This window comes from Flavobacterium sp. (assembly GCF_031422135.1).
GTDB lineage: Bacteria > Bacteroidota > Bacteroidia > Flavobacteriales > Flavobacteriaceae > Flavobacterium.
The window spans coordinates 23,068-44,402 of sequence record NZ_JANOQD010000039.1 but is presented as its reverse complement, the minus strand read 5'-3'; the positions used below and the strand labels follow the sequence as shown (position 1 = coordinate 44,402).

At 32.9% G+C, this 21,335-nt stretch carries 25 protein-coding genes and 1 pseudogene; 12 read left to right on the top strand and 14 right to left on the bottom strand.

Annotated features, from left to right (window positions below; genetic code table 11):
* Positions 1-259, top strand: a 259-nt coding sequence (locus RMO70_RS06520) for an aldehyde dehydrogenase family protein (protein ID WP_310555620.1), incomplete at its 5' end; no start/stop codon positions are given.
* 57 nt (positions 260-316) lie between these two features.
* On the opposite strand, the gene rsmG is transcribed toward RMO70_RS06520, so the two are convergent.
* Complete coding sequence (gene rsmG / locus RMO70_RS06515) at positions 317-946, bottom strand: 16S rRNA (guanine(527)-N(7))-methyltransferase RsmG (protein ID WP_310555619.1); 630 nt, start codon at positions 944-946, stop codon at positions 317-319.
* Between the two features lie 110 nt (positions 947-1,056).
* Between rsmG and RMO70_RS06510 the strand changes: the two genes are divergently transcribed.
* The 5 genes from RMO70_RS06510 to RMO70_RS06490 all read left to right on the top strand — a co-directional run bounded on the left by RMO70_RS06510 (position 1,057) and on the right by RMO70_RS06490 (position 5,854).
* Positions 1,057-2,154, top strand: coding sequence for an acyl-CoA desaturase (locus RMO70_RS06510; protein WP_310555618.1), 1,098 nt, complete (start codon positions 1,057-1,059; stop codon positions 2,152-2,154).
* 80 nt (positions 2,155-2,234) lie between these two features.
* Entirely contained in the window at positions 2,235-3,422 is a 1,188-nt protein-coding gene (locus RMO70_RS06505) for a pyridoxal phosphate-dependent aminotransferase (protein WP_310555617.1), read from the top strand.
* Between the two features lie 195 nt (positions 3,423-3,617).
* On the top strand, positions 3,618-4,778 hold the full coding sequence (purT, locus tag RMO70_RS06500) for a formate-dependent phosphoribosylglycinamide formyltransferase (RefSeq protein WP_310555616.1): 1,161 nt from the start codon (positions 3,618-3,620) through the stop codon (positions 4,776-4,778).
* Between the two features lie 161 nt (positions 4,779-4,939).
* Positions 4,940-5,260, top strand: coding sequence for a DUF6370 family protein (locus RMO70_RS06495; protein ID WP_310555615.1), 321 nt, complete (start codon positions 4,940-4,942; stop codon positions 5,258-5,260).
* A gap of 3 nt (positions 5,261-5,263) precedes the next feature.
* Complete coding sequence (locus RMO70_RS06490; RefSeq protein WP_310555614.1) at positions 5,264-5,854, top strand: Crp/Fnr family transcriptional regulator; 591 nt, start codon at positions 5,264-5,266, stop codon at positions 5,852-5,854.
* Between the two features lie 28 nt (positions 5,855-5,882).
* On the opposite strand, the gene RMO70_RS06485 is transcribed toward RMO70_RS06490, so the two are convergent.
* The 8 genes and pseudogenes from RMO70_RS06485 to RMO70_RS06455 form a co-directional block, all read right to left on the bottom strand.
* A complete protein-coding gene (locus RMO70_RS06485; RefSeq protein WP_310555613.1) occupies positions 5,883-6,290 on the bottom strand; it encodes a hypothetical protein in 408 nt (135 codons plus the stop codon).
* 90 nt (positions 6,291-6,380) lie between these two features.
* The gene (locus tag RMO70_RS06480) at positions 6,381-7,904 is read right to left on the bottom strand and encodes a hypothetical protein (RefSeq protein ID WP_310555612.1); all 1,524 of its coding nucleotides are present in this window, start codon (positions 7,902-7,904) and stop codon (positions 6,381-6,383) included.
* 406 nt (positions 7,905-8,310) lie between these two features.
* Entirely contained in the window at positions 8,311-9,273 is a 963-nt protein-coding gene (locus RMO70_RS06475; RefSeq protein WP_310555611.1) for a hypothetical protein, read from the bottom strand.
* A 213-nt stretch (positions 9,274-9,486) separates the two neighbouring features.
* A pseudogene (locus RMO70_RS16910) lies at positions 9,487-9,584 on the bottom strand (IS1595 family transposase); the annotation flags it as partial.
* Between the two features lie 334 nt (positions 9,585-9,918).
* The gene (locus RMO70_RS06470) at positions 9,919-10,722 is read right to left on the bottom strand and encodes a hypothetical protein (protein ID WP_310555610.1); all 804 of its coding nucleotides are present in this window, start codon (positions 10,720-10,722) and stop codon (positions 9,919-9,921) included.
* Positions 10,723-11,269: 547 nt separating this feature from the next.
* Positions 11,270-12,016, bottom strand: a complete 747-nt coding sequence (locus tag RMO70_RS06465) for a response regulator transcription factor (protein WP_310555609.1) — start codon at positions 12,014-12,016, stop codon at positions 11,270-11,272.
* Positions 12,009-13,748 (bottom strand): tetratricopeptide repeat-containing sensor histidine kinase, encoded by a 1,740-nt coding sequence (locus tag RMO70_RS06460; RefSeq protein WP_310555608.1) that lies wholly within the window; start codon positions 13,746-13,748, stop codon positions 12,009-12,011. Before RMO70_RS06460 ends, RMO70_RS06465 begins: the two co-directional genes overlap by 8 nt.
* A 15-nt stretch (positions 13,749-13,763) precedes the next feature.
* Positions 13,764-14,162: a hypothetical protein gene (locus RMO70_RS06455; RefSeq protein ID WP_310555607.1), complete on the bottom strand. Its 399-nt coding sequence runs from the start codon at positions 14,160-14,162 to the stop codon at positions 13,764-13,766.
* A 217-nt stretch (positions 14,163-14,379) separates the two neighbouring features.
* Between RMO70_RS06455 and RMO70_RS06450 the strand changes: the two genes are divergently transcribed.
* Genes RMO70_RS06450 through RMO70_RS06435 form a run of 4 tightly spaced genes read left to right on the top strand, consistent with a single transcriptional unit; the run spans position 14,380 to position 16,028 of the window.
* On the top strand, positions 14,380-15,093 hold the full coding sequence (locus tag RMO70_RS06450; protein WP_310555606.1) for a pirin family protein: 714 nt from the start codon (positions 14,380-14,382) through the stop codon (positions 15,091-15,093).
* 16 nt (positions 15,094-15,109) lie between these two features.
* Positions 15,110-15,394, top strand: coding sequence for a GNAT family N-acetyltransferase (locus RMO70_RS06445; protein ID WP_310555605.1), 285 nt, complete (start codon positions 15,110-15,112; stop codon positions 15,392-15,394).
* Positions 15,394-15,801: an OsmC family protein gene (locus RMO70_RS06440; protein ID WP_310555604.1), complete on the top strand. Its 408-nt coding sequence runs from the start codon at positions 15,394-15,396 to the stop codon at positions 15,799-15,801. Before RMO70_RS06445 ends, RMO70_RS06440 begins: the two co-directional genes overlap by 1 nt.
* A 2-nt stretch (positions 15,802-15,803) precedes the next feature.
* The gene (locus RMO70_RS06435; RefSeq protein WP_310555603.1) at positions 15,804-16,028 is read left to right on the top strand and encodes a (4Fe-4S)-binding protein; all 225 of its coding nucleotides are present in this window, start codon (positions 15,804-15,806) and stop codon (positions 16,026-16,028) included.
* 4 nt (positions 16,029-16,032) lie between these two features.
* On the opposite strand, the gene RMO70_RS06430 is transcribed toward RMO70_RS06435, so the two are convergent.
* Entirely contained in the window at positions 16,033-16,587 is a 555-nt protein-coding gene (locus RMO70_RS06430) for a sugar O-acetyltransferase (protein WP_310555602.1), read from the bottom strand.
* A gap of 112 nt (positions 16,588-16,699) precedes the next feature.
* Between RMO70_RS06430 and fabD the strand changes: the two genes are divergently transcribed.
* On the top strand, positions 16,700-17,572 hold the full coding sequence (fabD, locus tag RMO70_RS06425) for an ACP S-malonyltransferase (RefSeq protein ID WP_310555601.1): 873 nt from the start codon (positions 16,700-16,702) through the stop codon (positions 17,570-17,572).
* Between the two features lie 17 nt (positions 17,573-17,589).
* A complete protein-coding gene (locus tag RMO70_RS06420) occupies positions 17,590-17,844 on the top strand; it encodes a hypothetical protein (protein ID WP_310555600.1) in 255 nt (84 codons plus the stop codon).
* 9 nt (positions 17,845-17,853) lie between these two features.
* Here the strand turns inward: RMO70_RS06420 and RMO70_RS16905 are convergent, their stop codons facing one another.
* The 4 genes from RMO70_RS16905 to RMO70_RS06405 all read right to left on the bottom strand — a co-directional run bounded on the left by RMO70_RS16905 (position 17,854) and on the right by RMO70_RS06405 (position 21,250).
* Positions 17,854-18,048 carry a glycerophosphodiester phosphodiesterase family protein gene (locus tag RMO70_RS16905; protein WP_409025072.1) on the bottom strand — a complete coding sequence of 65 codons (195 nt, stop codon included), beginning with the start codon at positions 18,046-18,048 and terminating at the stop codon, positions 17,854-17,856.
* A gap of 114 nt (positions 18,049-18,162) precedes the next feature.
* On the bottom strand, positions 18,163-19,032 hold the full coding sequence (locus RMO70_RS06415) for a glycerophosphodiester phosphodiesterase family protein (protein ID WP_310555599.1): 870 nt from the start codon (positions 19,030-19,032) through the stop codon (positions 18,163-18,165).
* Positions 19,033-19,037: 5 nt separating this feature from the next.
* A complete protein-coding gene (gene galE, locus RMO70_RS06410) occupies positions 19,038-20,051 on the bottom strand; it encodes a UDP-glucose 4-epimerase GalE (RefSeq protein ID WP_310555598.1) in 1,014 nt (337 codons plus the stop codon).
* Positions 20,052-20,119: 68 nt separating this feature from the next.
* The gene (locus tag RMO70_RS06405; protein ID WP_310555597.1) at positions 20,120-21,250 is read right to left on the bottom strand and encodes a DegT/DnrJ/EryC1/StrS family aminotransferase; all 1,131 of its coding nucleotides are present in this window, start codon (positions 21,248-21,250) and stop codon (positions 20,120-20,122) included.
* Between the last annotated feature and the right edge of the window lie 85 nt (positions 21,251-21,335).

Here is a 21,335-nt window from a genome sequence, read left to right as displayed (position 1 = left end):
TACTGGCGCTATTTTGAGTCAAGATCGTTACGCTATTGAAGAAGCTACCGTTGCTTTACAAAATGCAGCCGGAAACTTTTATATTAACGACAAACCAACTGGAGCTGTAGTAGGAATGCAACCTTTTGGAGGCGCTAGAGCTTCTGGAACAAACGATAAAGCGGGTTCAGCACAAAATTTACTACGTTGGGTTTCACCACGAACAATCAAAGAAACTTTTGTAACACCAGAACATTACGCCTATCCTTTTTTGGGATAGATTAAACAATAAATACAAAGCCACGAATTGACAAATAATTGCTAATTCGTGGCTTTTTTATGGCTTAAACTTCAAGGGCAAATGCACGACTTTCTTAGTTTCAAAAAACGCAGCTTCAAAAAATTCTGAAATATTATATTCTGTGGCTTTAGGAAAATCTTTTAATTCTTCAGTCAAGTCTCCACCTTTTAAGTAAAGAATTCCATTTTGAAGTTCGTGCTTGTTGGTTTTCTTGATTTTATCTTTTATCCAAGATACAAAATCAGGCATATTGGTCACGGCTCGACTTACAATAAAATCAAAATCGCCTTTTACATTTTCGGCACGAAGCTGTTCCGCTTTTACATTTTTGAGTTCTAAAGCTTCTGCAACAGCCTTCACAACATTTATCTTTTTTAAAATAACATCAATCAAATAAAAACGAGTTTCAGGAAATAAAATCGCTAACGGAATTCCAGGAAAACCTCCACCAGTTCCCACATCAAGCACATAAGTCCCTGGTTCAAAGGCTTGAATTTTAGCGATGGCTAACGAGTGTAAAACGTGTTTGATATATAATTCATCAATATCTTTTCTAGAAATCACATTGATTTTGGCATTCCAATCTTGATATAAAGCTTCCAATTTTTGAAACTGATCGCGTTGAACGTCTGTTAAATTAGGAAAATTCTTTAAAATTTGTTCCATTTATACTATTTTTACACAAAAGTACATATTTATATACTAGATTTAAAAATGTGTTAATGTTTACTTTTCAAATCATTTAATATTTATCTTTGCAAATTATATCATATATTATGAATACAAACATCCCTACTTTCTCACGGAACGATTCTATGAAGTTTTTTAGAACTTTAAATTCTCGTGTAAACACCTACTTTAAAGACAACCGATTAGAAAAAACTGGAAACTGGAAATTGCACCTTAAAACTGCTGTTATGTTTGGTCTATTTTTCATCCCATTTTTTGCTATATTATTTGTGAATATGCCTTTCTGGGTTCACTTCCTATCATCAATTGTAATTGGAATTGGAATGGCTGGAGTTGGCATGAATGTTATGCATGATGGAAACCACGGTTCCTATTCTTCAAAACCTTGGCTGAACAAGATTATGGGCGGAAGCATTTATATTCTTGCTGGAAATGTATACAACTGGCAAGTACAACACAACGTGTTGCACCATACATATACCAATATCCCTGGACACGACGAAGATCTTGATGCAGGAAGAGTAATTCGTTTTACTAAGGAAGCTAAATGGGAGAAATTTCACGCATTTCAACATTATTATTCCATTTTCCTTTACGGATTATTAACTATAAACTGGTGTTTAACAACCGATTTTAAACAAATGGGGGGGTATTTAAAAAGAAAATTATCCTATGGAGACGCGCCAAATCCAACAAATTTATGGACAGGATTGGTTATTTCTAAAATAGTATATTTCAGTTTTTGGTTGGTTTTACCATTACTTATAGGAGTAACGTGGTGGAAAGTGCTTATTGGTTTCTTCGCAATGCATTATACAGCGGGTTTAATATTAAGCGTTGTTTTTCAATTAGCACATATTATTGATGACACAACAAACCCAAATCCAAACGAGGAAGGCGAAATAGAAAATACTTGGGCCATTCATCAATTGTTTACTACCGTTAACTTTGCACCAAAAAACTGGATCGTAAACTGGTATACTGGCGGATTAAACCACCAGGTAGAACATCATTTGTTTCCACACATAAGCCATATCCATTATGGAAAAATTGCTGAAATCGTAAAACAAACTGCTTCAGAATGTAATTTACCATATTACGAATACAAAACAATGCGAAGTGCAGTTATTGCTCACTTTCGTCACTTGAAAGATTTAGGGCAAAAGCCTCTAATTGCCGCTTAAAAAATTACAAAGACGTACCAAGTGTGCGTCTTTTTTTTTAATATATTTGTAATCTAACTATACTAAACCACCACAATTTAATGGACAATCTTCTTTCAGACAGAATTAATGCACTTTCTACATCACAAACCTTGGCAATGGCAGCATTAGCAAGAGAATTAAAATTACAAGGCAAAGATATTATCAGTTTAAGTTTAGGCGAACCAGATTTCAATACCCCAGATTTCATCAAAGAAGCAGCCAAAAAAGCCATCGACGAAAATTACTCGCAATACACACCTGTAGAAGGTTATTTGGAATTGAAAGAAGCCATTTGTAGAAAATTTAAAAGAGACAACAATCTCGATTACAAACCGTCACAAATTGTAGTTTCCACAGGCGCAAAACAGTCGCTTTACAATATTGCACAATGCATGATAAACGATGGTGACGAAATAATTCTTCCAGCACCATACTGGGTTTCGTATTATGAAATTGTCAAGATGGCTGGCGGAATTCCTATTGAAGTTCCAACAACTGTTGAAAGCGATTTCAAAATCACACCAGAACAATTAGAAAAAGCCATCACGCCAAAAACTAAAATGATTTGGTACAGCTCCCCTTGTAATCCGAGTGGATCCGTTTACAACCGTGAAGAGCTAACAGCACTAGCAAAAGTAATCAAAAAATACCCAAATATTTTTGTTGTTGCAGACGAAATTTACGAACACATCAACTTTTCAGGCACATTTTGCAGCATTGCCTCCATTCCAGAAATGTTCGACAGAACCATCACTGTCAACGGAGTTGCCAAAGCATTTGCAATGACAGGTTGGAGAATTGGATACATTGGCGCACCAGAATTCATTGCCAAAGCCTGTACCAAAATGCAAGGACAAGTAACCTCAGGAGCAAATTCCATAGCACAACGAGCCACAATTGCTGCTGTTGATGCAGATCCATCGGTTTTGAATGATATGGTCAAAGCATTTCACTCTCGCAGAGATTTAGTCGTAGCTTTAACCAAACAAATTCCAGGCGTAAAACTCAATGTTCCTGAAGGCGCATTCTATGTTTTTCCAGATGTTTCCTCCTATTTTGGAAAAACATTAAGAGGCAAAACCATCAACAATGCCGACGATTTTTCAATGTATTTGTTAGGCGAAGCCAACGTAGCTACCGTGACTGGCGATGCTTTCGGAAATCCAAATTGCATCCGAATTTCGTATGCCACAAGCGAAGAAATCCTAACTGAAGCACTCAAAAGAATCAAAGAAGCTTTAGCATAAACCGAATTCAGAATAATTAAAATTTGGGCGTGACCCGAAGAAAAATCGGGTCGGGCTTTCGGCTATATCTTTTTTTATTTTGTCATACTGAGCCTGTCGAAGTACAAAATAAAAAAAGGATACCGCCTCTATCCCTCACGCTAGAAAAAAAAGAAACCATTCCCCTTAAAAATTTATAATTATAAACTTTCTCCAATGAAAATATTACTTCTCGGTTCAGGCGAATTAGGCAAAGAATTTGCAATTGCCGCACAAAGAATCGGTCAAACCATCATTGCTGTTGACAGTTATGAAAACGCTCCAGCAATGCAAGTTGCTCACGGTTTTGAAGTGATTAATATGCTTGATGGTTCAGAATTAGACCGAATTGTTGCCAAACACCAACCTGATTTTATTGTTCCAGAGATTGAAGCCATTCGTACCGAACGTTTTTACGATTATGAAAAACAAGGAATAACAGTAGTCCCATCAGCAAAAGCAGCAAATTTCACAATGAATCGAAAGGCGATTCGTGATTTGGCTGCCAAAGAGTTGGGTCTGAAAACTGCAAATTATCGTTATGCAACCTCATCCGATGAATTGCAAAAAGCAGTTTTAGAAATCGGCATTCCGTGCGTTGTGAAACCATTGATGAGTTCATCTGGGAAAGGGCAATCGACCATAAAAACCGAATCTGACATTGAAAAAGCGTGGAATTATGCTGTGGAAGGTTCTCGTGGTGATGTCATAGAAGTCATTGTCGAGGCTTTTGTAAAATTCAATTCCGAAATAACTTTATTGACCGTTGTTCAAAATAATAATCCAACTTTATTTTGCGCACCAATTGGTCACCGTCAAGAGCGTGGCGATTACCAAGAAAGTTGGCAACCCGCTAGAATTTCCGACAAAGATTTGCACGAAGCACAAGATATGGCGAGAAAAGTTACTCAAGCGCTGGGTGGTGCAGGCTTATTTGGTGTCGAATTTTTCTTGACTGATGATGGCGTTTACTTTTCTGAATTATCTCCTCGCCCACACGATACAGGAATGGTGACTTTGGCAGGAACACAAAATTTTAACGAATTCGAATTGCATTTACGAGCAATCTTGAGTTTGCCTATTTTTGAAATCACATTAGAAAAAGCAGGAGCAAGTGCAGTAATTTTAGCTTCAGAACATTCTGAAAACCCAACCTATTCTGGTATCGAAAAAGTGGCAGCATTGCCAAAAACCGATTTTAGAATTTTCAACAAACCCACTTCACGACCTTATCGAAGAATGGGTGTGATTTTGACTAATGACACTCTAGACAAACCAATTGAAGAAATTGTAGAACGAGCCAAAAAAATTGCTACTTTAGTAATAGTAAATTCTTAATATGAAAAAAATTTGTTTAGGACTCATAATCGTTTCAATACTAATCTCATGCGGACCTCACAGAATGAAATGTGGCCCGAAAAGACGGTGTGTAGAGAATTATAAAAACATCAATTTAGTCCCTATTCATAAAAGCACATTAACTTCTTAATCTAAAAAAAATGAAAAATTTTATTCTTATTTTATTCTTATTTACAGCATTATTAAGCAATGCACAAGATAAAAAACAAACAGAGAAAACTAAAATTGTAGAAGCTTCTTGCGGACAATGCAAATTTGGAATGAAAGCAAGCGGTTGTGACCTAGCCGTTAGAATTGATGGAAAAGCCTATTTTGTAGAAGGTACAAAATTAGACGATCACGGTGATGCCCACGCTCACGATGGATTTTGTTCTACGATCAGAAAAGCAGAAATTGCTGGAGAAATTGTTGGAGATAGATTTAAAGCTACTTCGTTTAAATTATTGCCAACTACAAAGTAGAATATGTCGCTAATTTTAGATAATCTATCCAAATATGTTTCTTTAACTCCTCAGGAAAAAGAACTTTTTTTATCTAAAACCGAAACACATCATTACAAAGCAAAGACAATATTGCTAAATGCTGGTGAAGTTTGTAAGTATTCTTATTTTGTAAGTTCAGGAATTCTAAGAAGCTTTAGTATCAACGACAACATTGTGGAGTATGTGTTGCATTTTGCTTGCGAAGGATGGTGGATTGGCGATATGTATAGTTTACTTTCTCAAAAACAAGGTAATCTATTTATAGAGGTACTTGAAGATGCCGAAGTGGTTTTGCTATCAAAAGAAAATCAGGAAAAATTGTATTTCGAAATTCCAAAACTAGAACGCTTTTTTAGAATTTTGACTGAAAATTCTTTGGTCTCATATCAAGAACGGTTAATGGATAACTTAAGCTTACCCGCTGAAGAACGTTTTGAAAAATTCTGTAAAAAATATCCTTCTTTAATTCAAAAAATTTCTCAAAAAAATATTGCTTCTTATATTGGTGTTACTCCAGAGTTTTTTAGTAAAATGAAAAGTAGGTTATTGAGAGAAAAAGGAAATCGCCATTAATAGACGATTCCCTTTCGTATTTAATTAATTATTTGGTCGAACACATTGCGTCCCACGTAGTCCAAAACTTCGCATTAATACTTCCAATTGGAGGAGTAGTGCTATCTGCAACTATACCAACCATTGATGCACAATTAGAGTTGCACCCGATCTGATTGGTACTGCCTTGAACAGGTAGTAAACTTTGCCACATTCCGGTAGAACCACTTAAAACCTCAACATTTAAATTGAAATTGCCAGACAATCCGTTAGTTTGGATTTGTTTACTTGGGTTTTCGTTTGAAATCGAATCCGACCAATTTCCTTGAGAGATTGTTACTCTCCAACTTCTAATCATTTTTGAAGTTTCATTCTCCGGTGATAAATAAGCCCAAAATTGAGCTCCATTTCCTAGTTCTACAGTAGAACCAAAATTTGCAGTGCCTAAATTACTCATAAACTAAATGTTTTTTATTTTTTCTTACTCGTAAGGTTTTTCAGAATCCACCTTCACATTTTCTGTGCGAAACAGTTTATTTGACAAAATTTAAAAAGAGACGCTATTCGGAAACTTAACCCGTGACCTAGCATTAGAGTAATTAAGACTTTCGACTAAACTAGTTCCTTTTATAGTTTTTGACAACGGTGCTATTTTAGCAAAAATATGGCTTATGCTACTTGGTCGTAAACTTTTAGCATCGCTATGGCAACTAAAACAAGAACCATAAGGATTGTACTTTTCGCCGTTTTGCGCATACGTTTCCATTGTTGAGTTAGCCAGTTGACTAGTACCAATTGCTACACCAGATACTTTAAGAGAATCTATACTAGAATTGTAGCTATATCCATTAGGTGCTGAGCCATTTTCTGTCCAAGTTGCTCCAATAAAAACATAGTTTTTACGAATATCATTCCCTTTGAGCTTAGTGATTACAGAGTTATTAATAGAAATAATTTCACTATTCGAATCTGCTGGTGAAGTATTCTCTGCATTTGGTTTCACATCAGTACTACTTCCCCAAGGTTTTGTTCTTACTGTACAACTAGGTGAAATTGTAAAGTTTTTATTTGCTATAATAGAATCATTTTTAAAAGTCATATGTGAAACATTTGATGAATCATTTATGTTATTATTCAATAACCATTCATTGCCTTTATCTGATTGTACGGTTATTGTTTTTCCTTTATCATTTACATATTGATAACCTGCATTTGGAGTATTTTGTTTGTGTTCAAAAGTTGCCCAAATCATTTCAGGATGCCCATTTGCACTTCCTACAATATGCATTCCAATCAAAGCCAATTTTGCATTTCTCTCCCCAGTAATTACCCAGACTCCTTCACTACTTTTAGTATATACAGGTATTAAAGCATCAATAGTGATATATTCTTTATCGTTTTTAATTTTAGAAACCTCAGCCCAAGACGTTTTTATTTCAATTGCAAGCGTATTACTGTTTTTCAATTCAATACCATTTTCGTTTGCATAATTAAAAATACTATCTCTTTCTTCTTTTGTTGTCGGAAAAGTTTTTCCACTCATTTTTTTATTTTTAACAGCTGTTAAAAATTCCGCGTAGACGTCATTAACCATAGTAATATAATAAATTAAATTACCATTGGCATCCATTAAAACATCATCCGTTGCTTGCCCTTCTTCGCTAACAATTTTACCTGTTTTATCAACATTAGCCATTGCTCTTAATGTTTTTCCTGGTTGGTTTTTAATTAATACTCTTTGGTTGTTTACTAAAGGCATAACAGAGTAGAATTCTGGCGACTCAAAAACAGTTTCATTGTAACTTCCATTCGAAGTCATCCATAAAAACATTCGTTGTGACCATTTATAAAAATCACAGTTGGTTTTGTGAACAAAATTGACACTATTTGCAGGTGTTACAAAACCATTTTCTGTTACTTTCTCGTTTTTAAACCACGATGCAAATTCGGATTCAGAGACTTCACAAGATTTTTTTACATCTAGTGGTAGATAATTATTTTTATTGCACGCTATTAATATAGATCCCAATAAAAACAATTGAGCAATTAGTTTAAGGTTAAATTTTTTCATAATTTATACTTTTAATTTATTCTATTCTTTCTAGATTAATAAAAATGAGTTAATATATTATTTGATATAAAATTACCACAAGAAATAAGTTAAAAAACAGCTATTGACACCAAGAGCTTAATTTATGTCATAAGATGAGAAAATCCACTTACGAGAATTTAAAGCAAAAAAAATCTCCCAATAAAATTGGAAGATTTTAAGTTTATTTAATTAAAAATTAGTTTAATATTTTTATATCTATATATTAGAAGTCGTTTAACTTTTTTTCAATTGGCTGCAAAATTATCTATTTGCGCCCTATTTCTCCTTTTTGTTACACCTTAGTGGTGTTATGAAGTTCAAAAAAGTAAAAATCTGAAACAAAAATCTTAATTTTTCGCTTCAATCAAAAAAATTTAAACTACATCTATATATGCTCTTTAATATACTTGATTATTTCTTCTATTACAAATACTTTAGCATTAAAATAAGATCCATCAAAATATCGAGCTTTAGTTCCTTCTCCTGTTGGAGAACCGTGATGGGCATCTATGGAGTCTCTCCACTTTTTCGCATGATCTTTCCATTCTGGAATAGAAACTAATGTGGGTTCTACAAACCATAAATTCCATGACAATACATTCCCTTTTTGCAACATATTACCTGAACCTGTGTTAAAAACATCTAAAATAAATTGATTAAACTTATCTATTTTTGAATTATTTATAAGTCTTATACCTCCAATTTCAACATCTATATTGCCTTCAGTAAATGCTTCATTGTCATGCTTTGCAAAATCTGGATTGGTAAATCTTGGGGTAAGTCCTTTATTTACCTGAAAAATAGGTTGATTAGGATCATTCGGTAAATGCGTTAATACCCTTATTGCGTTTTCTTTATTTATAGGATAACCTTTAGGTAATAAGGGCAAAAGTCCTCTCAATTTTAAACCTTGGTGTTCTGCTGGAGTAAACCATATTTTACCTTCTACAGTCATATCTGCCGCAAGTTCTTTTGTGCTTTCATTCACCCAGCCTCTTTGCCCAGTTACAGTAATTTCAACATTTAAGCAAATTTCATCTTCTAACCAAATACCTTGTTGAGGACAAATTATAGAATATATTCTTCCTTCGTTGGTGTAACCTATCCTAGAAATATATGGCGAAAATTGCTGAAAACATCTTTTAGGGTCTTTTGCTCCTTTTTCAGTTTCCCAGCTAAATTCTGGCCATTTAACGCCTAATTGTCTTTGCAAAAAATTGATGTTATCCATATTGCCTAGCATTGGTAATGATGAAAGGTCTCTTTTAGGATATACCATATTAGGCATATTTGCGGGCGGAAATCCACCAACCCATCCAGCTGGAATGTTTAAATTAGTTTTTGACATAATTTTGTTTGCGTTTTTAGTATTAAGTATTCTATTTCAGATTATAAGTATAATATCAAAATTATGTAATGCAATTGTTCGCCTAGAGAATAGTTTTTTTAAAGTATATTCTATTAATTTAAAAACAAATTCATTTGGATATAATTGAAGATATTTTCTATTGATTTTAAGATAATTTCCTAAAAAATCTTCTTTGCAATACTGATATTAAATATACCCTTCATCAAATTCAATCATTACTTCTAAAGTATACCTAGATCTCTAATTATCATTACTTTTCCCAAGTTATGTATCATAGCAAAAAAGGGTTCTTATTGTTTTTTTTCAAATTAATCAAAGCAAGTTTAAACTTTGCTTTTTAGTTATACTTCGTAAAGAAATTCTACCAATACTTTTTTTATTTATAACTCTATTTGCTTAAAATCCAAAAAAACACTTTTTAACCACCATGTACATTCAACATCTATTTTATTTCTCTTTGTTATTTAAAGTACAATCTAAAAGCTTTTTGACTTTCAAAATTTGGACTAAAATTAAATAAGTTCATATCTTAAATTTTAACAAAATAAGAAACTATTATAGATGTTGAGTGCTTTGGGGCAATCGGAAATTTAATACAATTTTTATCAGAAAAATGTAATTTATTTATACACAAGGCTGAAAGCCATATGCCTGATCTGGAGCAATTAATTGCCAATAAACTGTATCACCACTATTGAGAGGATAATCTCTAAAACTCATTCCTTCTATGCCATTTTTCCCTTCATGGTTTGGCAAACCATTTATTGAATAAAACCAAAATGCGGCATCAGCTTTTGGATTTTTTGATAAATTATAACAAGGATTGCTTAAATCGGCAATTATTGAATTTCCGTCAATATCAATTTCAGAAACGTATGGTGATCCGTTAGCTCCGTTAACTGTTTGGTACGAAATGTTATTTGGAAAAGCTTGAGAAGCTCCTAAAAGTAATCTTTCAACTGTGGTAGCTCCTTCGCCAAAAACTATTTGAAAATAGCGATAGTTGGAATAAGGACCTCCATAATTATTAACATCTGAATTAGCTTTACAGGTAAAATCATTACTACCTCCATTAGGATAATACACGTACATGAAAAATGTGCCCCCATTTTGACTTACTGCACTAGGTACTAAAGCAGCTTCCACATTAGAGATTGCGCTTAATACATTCGCATGCACAGTTGTTGAAGAATTATGCAGTACATTTTGAATAAGACGAAGTGATCTGCGAAAAGATGCATAAGATCTCGCACCTGAAAACCCACTTTTTGCTGTTGCTGGAAGATGTATAAGAACTCTTCTTAATACAGACCTTTCAGCTTTTGTTAGTCCATAGGCGGACTCTGAAACCAAAGGATTTTGAATAAATTGTGATAAAGTTTCATCATCAATTAATAATTTCTGAATGTAGGAATCTAAATTTGACATAGTTATATAATTTAAAGGATTTAAAAGCTTGTTAATTAATGGGTTAAATATTTGATTCTTGATAAAATAATAAGCTATTTACAAAATTTATCTTGAGTCTATTTTATACTACAAGTCTACGAAAAAGATCTAAAACATCATTTTTTTTTGATACAAGAAGCAATATTTACGTCACGAAAGAAGAAATATAATTGCAAATCACTATTAAATATAAAAATTTGTGATTTTTTAATATTTTTATCGTTTTCATAGTTTTTAGAAAAAGCAAGGCTACTCTGTTTTCACAAATCAACACAAATTCTAATTTAATCACTAATATTTGTTGATTACTCACCAATGAGTTTTGTAATTTAGCTTCTGATATAAGGTAACAATTTAACCTTAATTTTAACTTATAGAACTACAATAAGAAATAAGGTAAAATTTATTTTTTTGCATAATCAGAAGAATTTCTGTTATGAGAAAAGAGAATCATCTTAACAGGATTTAAAGCAAAAAAAATCTCCCAATAAAATTGGAAGATTTTAAATATCTTTTTACTTAAAAATTATTTCAATATTTTAAACTTGCGTATAAAATCTTTGTATTTGTCGCTTAAATTTATTTTATGATTTCCTTCTAATATTATTAAGTTGTCAGCAAGTATTATCTCAGTAATTCTATTAGTATTTACAATATAATTACGATGTGTTCTTGCAAACTTATCAGCATCTAAAAGAGAAATGATTTTAGTTAAAGAAAGAGCTACTAGAAATTTTTCTTTTTGTGTAATTATATTGCAATATCTTTCTTCAACTTCAATATAAATAATGTCTTCAATTGCCACTTTCTTTAAAGCAGTGTTCTTTTTTATAAATAAATAATTGTTACCAATAACAGTATCTTCATCTTCACCTACAAATACATTAGTTTGCTCATAAAACTTTTCGACAGCCATTTCAATGGCATACAAAACTTCTAATTCGTTAAAAGGTTTAAGTAGAAAGCTAAATGGCTTGGTAAGTTTAGCTCTTTCAAAAATTTGACGGTCTTTAGAGCTGGTTAAGAAAACGAATGGTTTCGCTGCATTAGGAGTTATTGTTATAGTTTCTGCAAAAGTAATTCCTTCAGGCTGACCGTTTAAGAAAACATCAATAATCACTAAATCGACTTTATTCTGATAAAACAAGGTCAATGCTTCAGTGTAATTAGTAGCTATTCCCACAATATTATAGTCACTATTGATAAGCACATTTGCCAATTCATCACTCTCCACTTTTGTGTCTTCTATTATGAGAATATTTATCTTATCCATTCGCCTTATCTTTTGGTAAAAATAATATAATTTTTGTTCCAAGACCTTCTTTACTTTCAATATCTAGTTTTCCTTCGTTTTTGGCAATCATAGATTTACAAAGTTGCATTCCAAGTCCAGTTCCAATAATTTCTTTGTTATTTTTTTTAGATAATTGCATATTTTTTTGCAGTAATTCTTGTATCACATTAGCACTCATTCCAATACCAGAATCTTCAATAACTAATTGTATAAAATCAGTTTCAGAATTTTGAGTATAAATAGAGATCGTTCCTTTTTCTTTTGAAAATTTTAATGCATTGTCTAGAATATTTCGCATTATTATTTTCAAAGAATCTAAATCCATAAAGACAAAAACATTTTTTTCAACTTTATTTATGAGCTCAATATTTTTATTGGATGCTAATGGTTTGTAGTTGTATTCTACTTGTTGTACAATAGAGTGCAAGTGCAAAGATTCTTTCTGGAAAAACAATTGGTTTGTTTGTTGTTGCGCCCAGTTGAGTAAATTATCTAACAGATTATAAGAACTGTTAGCAATTGCATTATTTTTGTGTAACAGCACATCTAATTCTGCATAATTTTTGGTTTCTAAATTACTTAATAGTTTGGTATTACTAGTTTTTAAAGCATTCACAGAGGAACGTAAATCGTGACTAACTATTGAAAATAGTTTATCTTTCGTGGCATTTAATTCGTCAAGATTATCTTTTTGTGCAAGAATAATTTTGTTGGTTTTAATTTTTTGTCTGTAAAAATAAAACCCAATGCCAAACATACTCAATAATAAAAGAGCGACAAGAAACAGTCCATTTCGTTGCGTGTTTTTAATCTCATTCTCCACTTCAAGAACTCGAATTTCCTTTTCTTTTTGGGTAATAGCAAATTTCTTTTCCACATCTGCAACTGCCCAAATTTTATTTTGATCCGTTAATGAATCATTCCACTTCTCCGCTTCTTTTCTAAAAATAAGTGCTTTTTCAAAGTTTTTTCTGTTTTCTTCAACTACAGCCATATTATTAGCCGCCGATTTTTTTTTTGAATAATTTTTAGACTCTTTTGAAATTAAATAGGCTTTTTCAAAATAAAAAATAGCTTCTTTGTCTTTATATTGTTCGTAATATAAATTAGCAAGGTTGGTAGAGTTGTAATATAATTTGTCCTCCTCTTTTTCTAAATTCAAAATTTCAGAAGACTTAAGCAAATACTTTTCAGAATCGTTATAATTCTTTAAATGAAGATAACATACTCCAATATTTTCATTTAAATCTGCTAGATCAAGAAGGTTTTGCGACTGGCTTTTTTCAACCTTTAAAAAATAACTTAATGCTTTTTTAAATTGGTACAATTCTAAATACAGTTGACCTATAGCTATCTGAAGATCATTATAATATTTAAATTTTTCTGAAACAATATTGGATTCTTTTAATGCTTCCTTATACAGTTTTTTATTCTTAAAGCTTTTCATTCTAAAATAATGACAATAATCATTTACTTCAGGAATTTTATTATTCTCTACAAGTTGTCTATTGCAATAGATTAGTGTTGAATCATTATTTTTTTCAATAAAATATTTTATTGCTTTATTAAAATTGATTTGATTTTGATATTTTGATTTCGCTAATTCTTCTATGCTAGTATAAAATAATTGCTCGTTCTCCTTTTGTTGACCAAAAGAAGAAGGAGTAATTATTGATAATAGAAGATAAAATATATATTTTACTCTAAACATTAATTTACAATGAAATTACAGTGGTGGAACTTCAGTTGTTGTTCCTCTACTCGTTTTAGGATCTTCGTTATTTAAGAATGTTATAACCGATGTAATTTGTCCTGGTGTTGCTGGGTAACCTAATTCTATATAAAAACAAGAAAAAGTTGAAGGCGTTTCTTCCTCAAAAGTATAATCTAATGTTAATGTAAGAACACCTTTGTTTTCTGAAGAAACAAAACTAAGCTCCTCTGGATTAATTCCTGCTGCGCTATCCACAAAAACTACCGTTTTGATAATAAGCATATTTGAATCAGATACATAGTAAACTGATGTCATTGGCGCCATTGGATATTCTAAATTGACGGTGTTGTCAATTGTAAAAGGAGACGAATTAATAATTGAACATTGCAAAGGCTTTAAATTTTGTGACATAGTTTTTTGTTTTTGTTAGTTTTTTTTTTGGTTAATAAATCAAGAATAAAAGTACTACAATTATTTGTAGCAAAACTATTTTTTTTTATAAAAAATAGCATCTTGCTCTTTGGAGATAGTTCAAATTAATTCAATATACTTTTCTTAATCTACATTAAGTACAAGTCACTTTTCCTTATTGTAAATTTGTATCATAAAAATCATTAAATTTATAGCTATGGAAAATATTTTTCTACACAAAGCCAACACAAGAGGAAACGCCAATCACGGTTGGTTGAATGCCTATCATAGTTTTAGTTTTGCAAGTTATTTTAATCCTGATAGAGTTCAGTTTGGCGTTCTTCGTGTTTTGAACGATGACACTATTGCGGCTGGAATGGGTTTTGGCACTCATCCGCACGATAATATGGAAATTATTACGATTCCTCTTGAAGGTGATTTAGCTCATAAAGATAGTATGGGAAATACCGAAGTAATCAAAAATGGCGACATTCAAGTAATGAGTGCAGGAACTGGAATTCAACATAGTGAATTCAATCCAAACGAAGACAAACAAACTAAATTACTTCAAATTTGGCTATTCCCAAACAAAAGAAATGTAGAACCGCGTTACCAACAAATTACTCTAAATCCAGAAGACAGAAATAATAAGTTACAACAAATTCTATCCCCAAATCCTGATGATGCTGGGGTTTGGATACATCAAGATGCGTGGTTCCATTTAGGAAAATTTGAAGCAGGAAAAACTACACGTTATGAATTAAAAAAAGAAGGTAATGGCTTGTACTTTTTTAATCTAAATGGAGAAGTAACAGTGAATGGTCAAGAATTAGCTACTCGTGATGCTTTGGGAATTACTGATTTTAAATCATTAGAAATTAAAGCTAATACTGATGCTGAGTTTTTGTTAATGGAAATTCCAATGGAATAATATATATTGATAAAAGATGAACGAAGAAGCGCAATTAAAAATCGATGGAGAAAAAGGCTTTTTTTACATTGATGTAAATGGAAAACATGAAGCAATGATGACCTTTGTTTTTGCAGGAAAAGACAAAATCATCATTGATCATACCGAAGTAAATTCCGCATTTAACGGAAAAGGTTTTGGTAAAAAAATGGTAACCAAAGCCGTTGAATATGCTAGAGAGGAAAACATAAAAATCATTCCGCTCTGTCCTTTTGCAAAAAGTGTTTTTAATAAAGTACCTGAATTTCAAGACGTTTTATAATGAAAGATCTATTTGAAAAAGACATAACAGGAAGTATTGGTTTACAAAAATACTTGTGCACCATCACTTGGCGAAACGGTCAAATTTTGATGGATGAACCAGAAAATGTAGGTGGAAAAGATTTAGGTCCCGATCCATTTACTGCTTTGTTAGCATCGTTAGCGAGTTGCACGCTTTCTACTTTGCGAATGTATATTGATAGAAAACAATGGATCATTCCTGAAATATATATCTCATTAAATTTACAGCAAGAAACTGGAGGCGAATTATCAACAACTATCAAACGAAATATTTCTTTTTCGTCTGAAATAACATTGGAACAAAAAGAAAGATTATTGGTAATTGCAGAAAAATGCCCCATTTCTAAATTATTAAAAGGGAAAATAAGTATTAACACAACACTATAATTATGGATCCAAAAGACACTAAAAAAGAATATACTAATGGCGAAATCACTGTAGTATGGCAATCGGGCAAATGTATTCATTCAGGAAATTGTGTTCGGGCGAATCCTGATGTTTTTCAACCCAAAGACAAACCTTGGATAAAAATAGATGCTTCCACTTCCGAAAAAATTATGGAAGCAGTAAACAAATGTCCTTCTGGAGCTTTGAGTTTTTATAAAAACGAATAGTTTTTCAATTTATTTTTCTAATCACTTTAGCAGGATTTCCAACAGCCAGCGAATGGTCTGGAATGTCTTTGGTCACAACCGAACCAGCTCCAATCACACAATCATTCCCTATCGAAATACCAGGAAGAATAATTGAATTTCCACCTATCCAACAATCGTTCCCAATAGAAACTGGCTTAGAACTTTCAACAGTTCTTCTTTCTATAGTATTTAGGGGGTGTGTAGCGGTATAAATATGAGTATTTGGACCAAAAAACACATTGTTTCCAATGGTTACTTTCATTGTATCTAGTACCACACAATTCACATTGAAATACACATTTTCGCCAGAATGAATATTATAACCATAATCGCAATGAAAAGGAGGTTCGATATACAAACGCTTGTGTGCATTTGGCAGTAATTGTTTTAGAATACCTCTTGCATTACCATTCATTAAATATTCGGTTACATTCAATTTGTGAAGTAGTTTTTTAGCGTTTTGCCTTTCAATAGTTAATTCTTTGTCATTACTGAAATAAGTTTCGCCAGCCAGCATTTTTTCTTTTTCGGATTTCATTGTACCATTTTCAATATTTCAAATATACCGATTCTAAAAATCAACTATATCTTAAAAAACAGTATTTTTGTTTGAAATTTAAAATTAATTTTTAATCGTTTTAATTAAATTTATGAAAGCATATATATTTCCAGGTCAAGGCGCTCAATTTTCAGGAATGGGAAAAGAATTGTACGAAACCTCAGCATTAGCCAAAGAATTATTCGAAAAAGCCAACGAAATTTTGGGCTTTAAAATTACAGATATTATGTTCGAAGGCACTGCCGAAGAACTCAAAGAAACCAAAGTAACCCAACCCGCCGTTTTTTTGCATTCTGTAATATTAGCCAAAACATTAGAAAATTTTAAACCAGAAATGGTTGCTGGACATTCGTTAGGTGAGTTTTCAGCACTCGTTGCCAATGGCACTTTATCCTTTGAAGACGGATTAAAACTGGTTTCCAAAAGAGCTTTGGCAATGCAAAAAGCCTGTGAAATAAAACCATCCACTATGGCAGCAGTTTTGAATTTGGAAGATAAAATTGTAGAAGACATTTGCGCTTCTATTGATGGCGTTGTGGTGGCTGCCAATTATAATTGTCCAGGTCAATTGGTTATCTCAGGGGAATATAAAGCAGTAGAAGAAGCATGCGAAAAAATGAAAGAAGCTGGAGCAAAACGTGCTTTGATTTTGCCTGTTGGTGGAGCATTTCATTCCCCAATGATGGAGCCAGCTCGTGAGGAATTAGCAGCAGCTATTGAAGCAACAACATTCTCTACTCCTATTTGTCCTGTATATCAAAATGTAACTGCGAGTGCCGTTTCTGATTCAAACGAAATCAAGAAAAATTTAATTACCCAATTGACAGCTCCTGTAAAATGGACACAATCCATACAACAAATGATTAAAGACGGTGCGACTTCATTTACTGAAGTTGGTCCAGGGAAAGTATTGGTTGGACTGGTTGGAAAAATTGATAATAGTGTGGAGACGATTTCGGGATAATTTAAAAATAAATCATTATGAAAAAAATAATTCTAATTCTAAGTGTTGCTTTACTAATGGCATCCTGCAAAGACGATACTACAAACAAGGTAAAAGAAGCTACCAAAGCCGTTTCTGCCGATATGAAGCTGGCTTTAGATTCTGCTAAAGTGAAAGCTAAAAAAGCAATGGATTCTGCCAAAGTCAAAGAGAAAGTAAAATTAGCCATTGAAAAAGGTGCTGAAAAAGTAGAAGAAGGTGCTAAAAAATTGAAAGAATCGGTTAAGAAATAATAGCAAAAATCATCTAGCTTTTACGGCCGTATCGGTAAAGTCTGAAAATAATCCATCAATCCCTAATTTGTAAAATGCTTGATATTCTAGAATTGGGTTGTTTTTGTATGTTTTTAATAATCTTCGGCTTTCATTTCTAAAAGTATAACAATGCACTTGCAATCCTCGTTTATGCGCCTCAGCAATTAAATGAGTTGGCTGCAGTGCTTCTTTGTCTGCATCATTGACTTTTCCATCTTTGCTTACATCATCAGCAACACCATCATTGTTTGTATCTGTTGCTTTGTACGGAATTATAAATGGTTTCCAAACTGCAATTCAAGTTGCATACGTTTTTACAAAATCTAATCCTTTCGAAGTTCTAAAAAAACTAAAATCTCTAGTATCGCCTTTTAAATACCAATCGTACGGTTTTCCTTCAGAGACTGTTTCGCCTTTTGGAACATTAAAAATCAAATCCCCATTTAAAGCCACATCATAACATCCTAACAACTGTATGATTTTAACAGAAGACTTACTTCTGATGTATTGCAAATTTGAAACTTCAAACGATTGTATAAAAACTGGTGCAGAAACAGTATTCCAATTGGCAATTTCTAACTCTTCCAATAATTTATCTGTGATTTTCAAATTCAAATTCTCGTGAAAAGAGGGATGTTTTGTTTCTGGATAAATCCCAATTGTACGACCTAGCTGTTTTGATTTTTGTTTTGCCAAAGCAATAACTTCCGCAAAAGTAGGAATCGAATATAAGTTATTGAAGTCTTGAGATCTTTCTTCAAATGCTTGTTTGGCTTTTAATTGTTTCATTTCCGTTAAAGTAAAATCTGAAACAAACCAATCTGTTAGCACTGCGCCATCTATGTTTTTTGTTGTTTTTTTATGTGCAAATTCTAAAATTTCAGCCACATTTGTTGTTCCAGAAAGCATTGGTTCGTGGCGCACAACGAGTTGCCCGTCTTTTGTCATTACTAAATCTGGCTCAATATAATCAGCTCCCATTTCAATGGCTTTGGCATAGCTTTCTATCGTGTGTTCTGGCAAATAACCCGAAGCACCACGATGGGCAACAACTATAGGTTTTTTTCCATTTAAAGTAGTGTGTTTTTGAGCTATCCCAAATTGATTCTTAGTGCTTCCACAAGCCATAAAAAGAAGAACACTTGCTATAAAAACTACTTTTTGCATCAATTTTACAATCTAACTTTCTGTTCCCATTTCCAAGCACTTTCTAGCGCTTCTTCTAAACTTGAATTGGCTTTCCAACCCAAAACCCTATTGGCTTTATCGGTATTGGCATAGGCAGAGACCACATCTCCTTCACGACGAGCTACTATTTTATAAGGCAGTTTTTGATGAGAAACTTTTTCGAAAGCAGTAATCACTTCTAGAACGGAACTTCCTGTTCCTGTGCCTAGATTGAATGTCTCTACTTTTTCTACATTTTTTTTCTGCAACAAGCGTTGCAAAGCGATAACGTGAGCTTTCGCCAAATCAACAACGTGAATGTAATCGCGAATACAAGTGCCATCTGGAGTTGGATAATCGTTTCCATAGACTGACAATTCTTGACGCAATCCTATTGCGGTTTGAGAGATAAATGGAACTAGATTTTGTGGCACACCAATCGGTAATTCGCCAATTTCAGCACTGGAATGCGCACCAATTGGATTGAAATACCGCAACAAAATCGAGTTAATATTGCTTACTTTGCAAACTTCGATAATGATTTCTTCGCCAATTTGTTTGGTATTGCCATAGGGAGACATTGCTGGTTGAATGGGTGCGTTTTCAGTAATTGGCATCGCTTCGGCTTGACCATAAACCGTACAAGAAGAACTAAAAATAAAGTTTGCTTCGTTTTTTTGTTGTAATTCTTGTAAAATATAAACCAACGAATGAATATTGTTTTCGTAGTACAACAATGGGTTTTCGACACTTTCTCCAACCGCTTTTGAGGCTGCAAAATGAATTACTCCTGAAATATCAGAATGTTTTTGGAAAAATTTTTGAACAGCTCGTTTTTCTCGTAAATCTATTTGTTCAAAAATGGGTTTTTTGCATGTAATGTTTTCTATTCCAGTTAAAACTGTTTCAGAAGAATTGGAAAGGTTATCAATAACAACTACATCAAAACCTTCGTTTTGTAATTCAACAACAGTGTGAGAGCCTATAAAACCTAAGCCACCTGTAACTAGTATTTTCATAAATTGTTGATTTGGTAATCTGTTAATTTGGTTATTCGATTAAATGAATAACCAAATCAACAATAAACCTATTTAAGATATTCTAAAACAGAATCCGTTATAAATTTGATTTGTTCGTCATCAAGTTCTGTGTGCATTGGCAACGACAAAACTTCTTTGACCAACTGATTGGTTACTGGAAAATGGTCTTCTTTGTAACGAGCATCTAAATATGCTTTTTGTGAATGCAACGGAATTGGGTAATAAATCGCACAAGGAATGCCTTTGTCGAGCAAATGTTGCATTAATCCATTACGATCTGCATCGACAATTCGCAAAGTATATTGGTGAAAAACGTGGCAATCGCAAATATCACAAATGCTTGGAGCTACAATATTCTGATGTCCTTCAAATGCAGCTGAGTATTTTCTGGCCGCATCTTGTCGCGCTTTTCCGTAAGTGTCAAGAAGTGGCAGTTTAGCATTTAAAACCGCAGCTTGAATGCTGTCTAAACGAGAATTTACTCCTACCACATCGTGATGGTAACGCTCATACATTCCGTGATTTACAATACCACGAAGTATGTGTGCCAAATCATCATCATTCGTAAAAATAGCACCGCCATCACCATAACAGCCTAGATTTTTAGAAGGAAAAAACGAAGTTGCACCAACGTGACCTATCGTTCCTGCTTTCTTTTTGGAACCGTCAGAGAATTTGCAATTGGCGCCAATGGCTTGTGCATTGTCTTCGATTACGTATAAATTATGCTCTTTTGCAATGTGCATAATAACTTCCATATTAGCAGCACGACCGAACAAATGCACTGGAATAATGGCTTTTGTTTTTGGCGTTATGGCCTTGCGAAGCGCATCAATATCGATATTCATATTGTACATATCAACATCGACCAAAACTGGGGTTAGTTGCAATAGAGCAATAGTTTCTACAGTAGCTGCAAAGGTAAAATCGGCAGTAATTACTTCGTCACCAGGTTTTAATCCCAATCCCATCATTGCAATTTGTAAAGCATCGGTTCCGTTGGCACATGGAATTACGTGTTTTACATCAAGATACGTTTCGAGGTTTTTCTGAAATTTTTGAACTTCAGGGCCGTTGATATAAGTATTAGTGTCTAAAACTTCCTGAATAGAAGCGTTTACAGTATCTTTTATTTTTTCGTATTGACTTTTTAGGTCAACCATTTGAATTTTTTTCATTTTAGGAAATTTGAACAACAAAAATAGCAATTTTACTATAATCATTTATACTTAGTTAAAAGAAAACGTATTTTAGCCTCAGAAA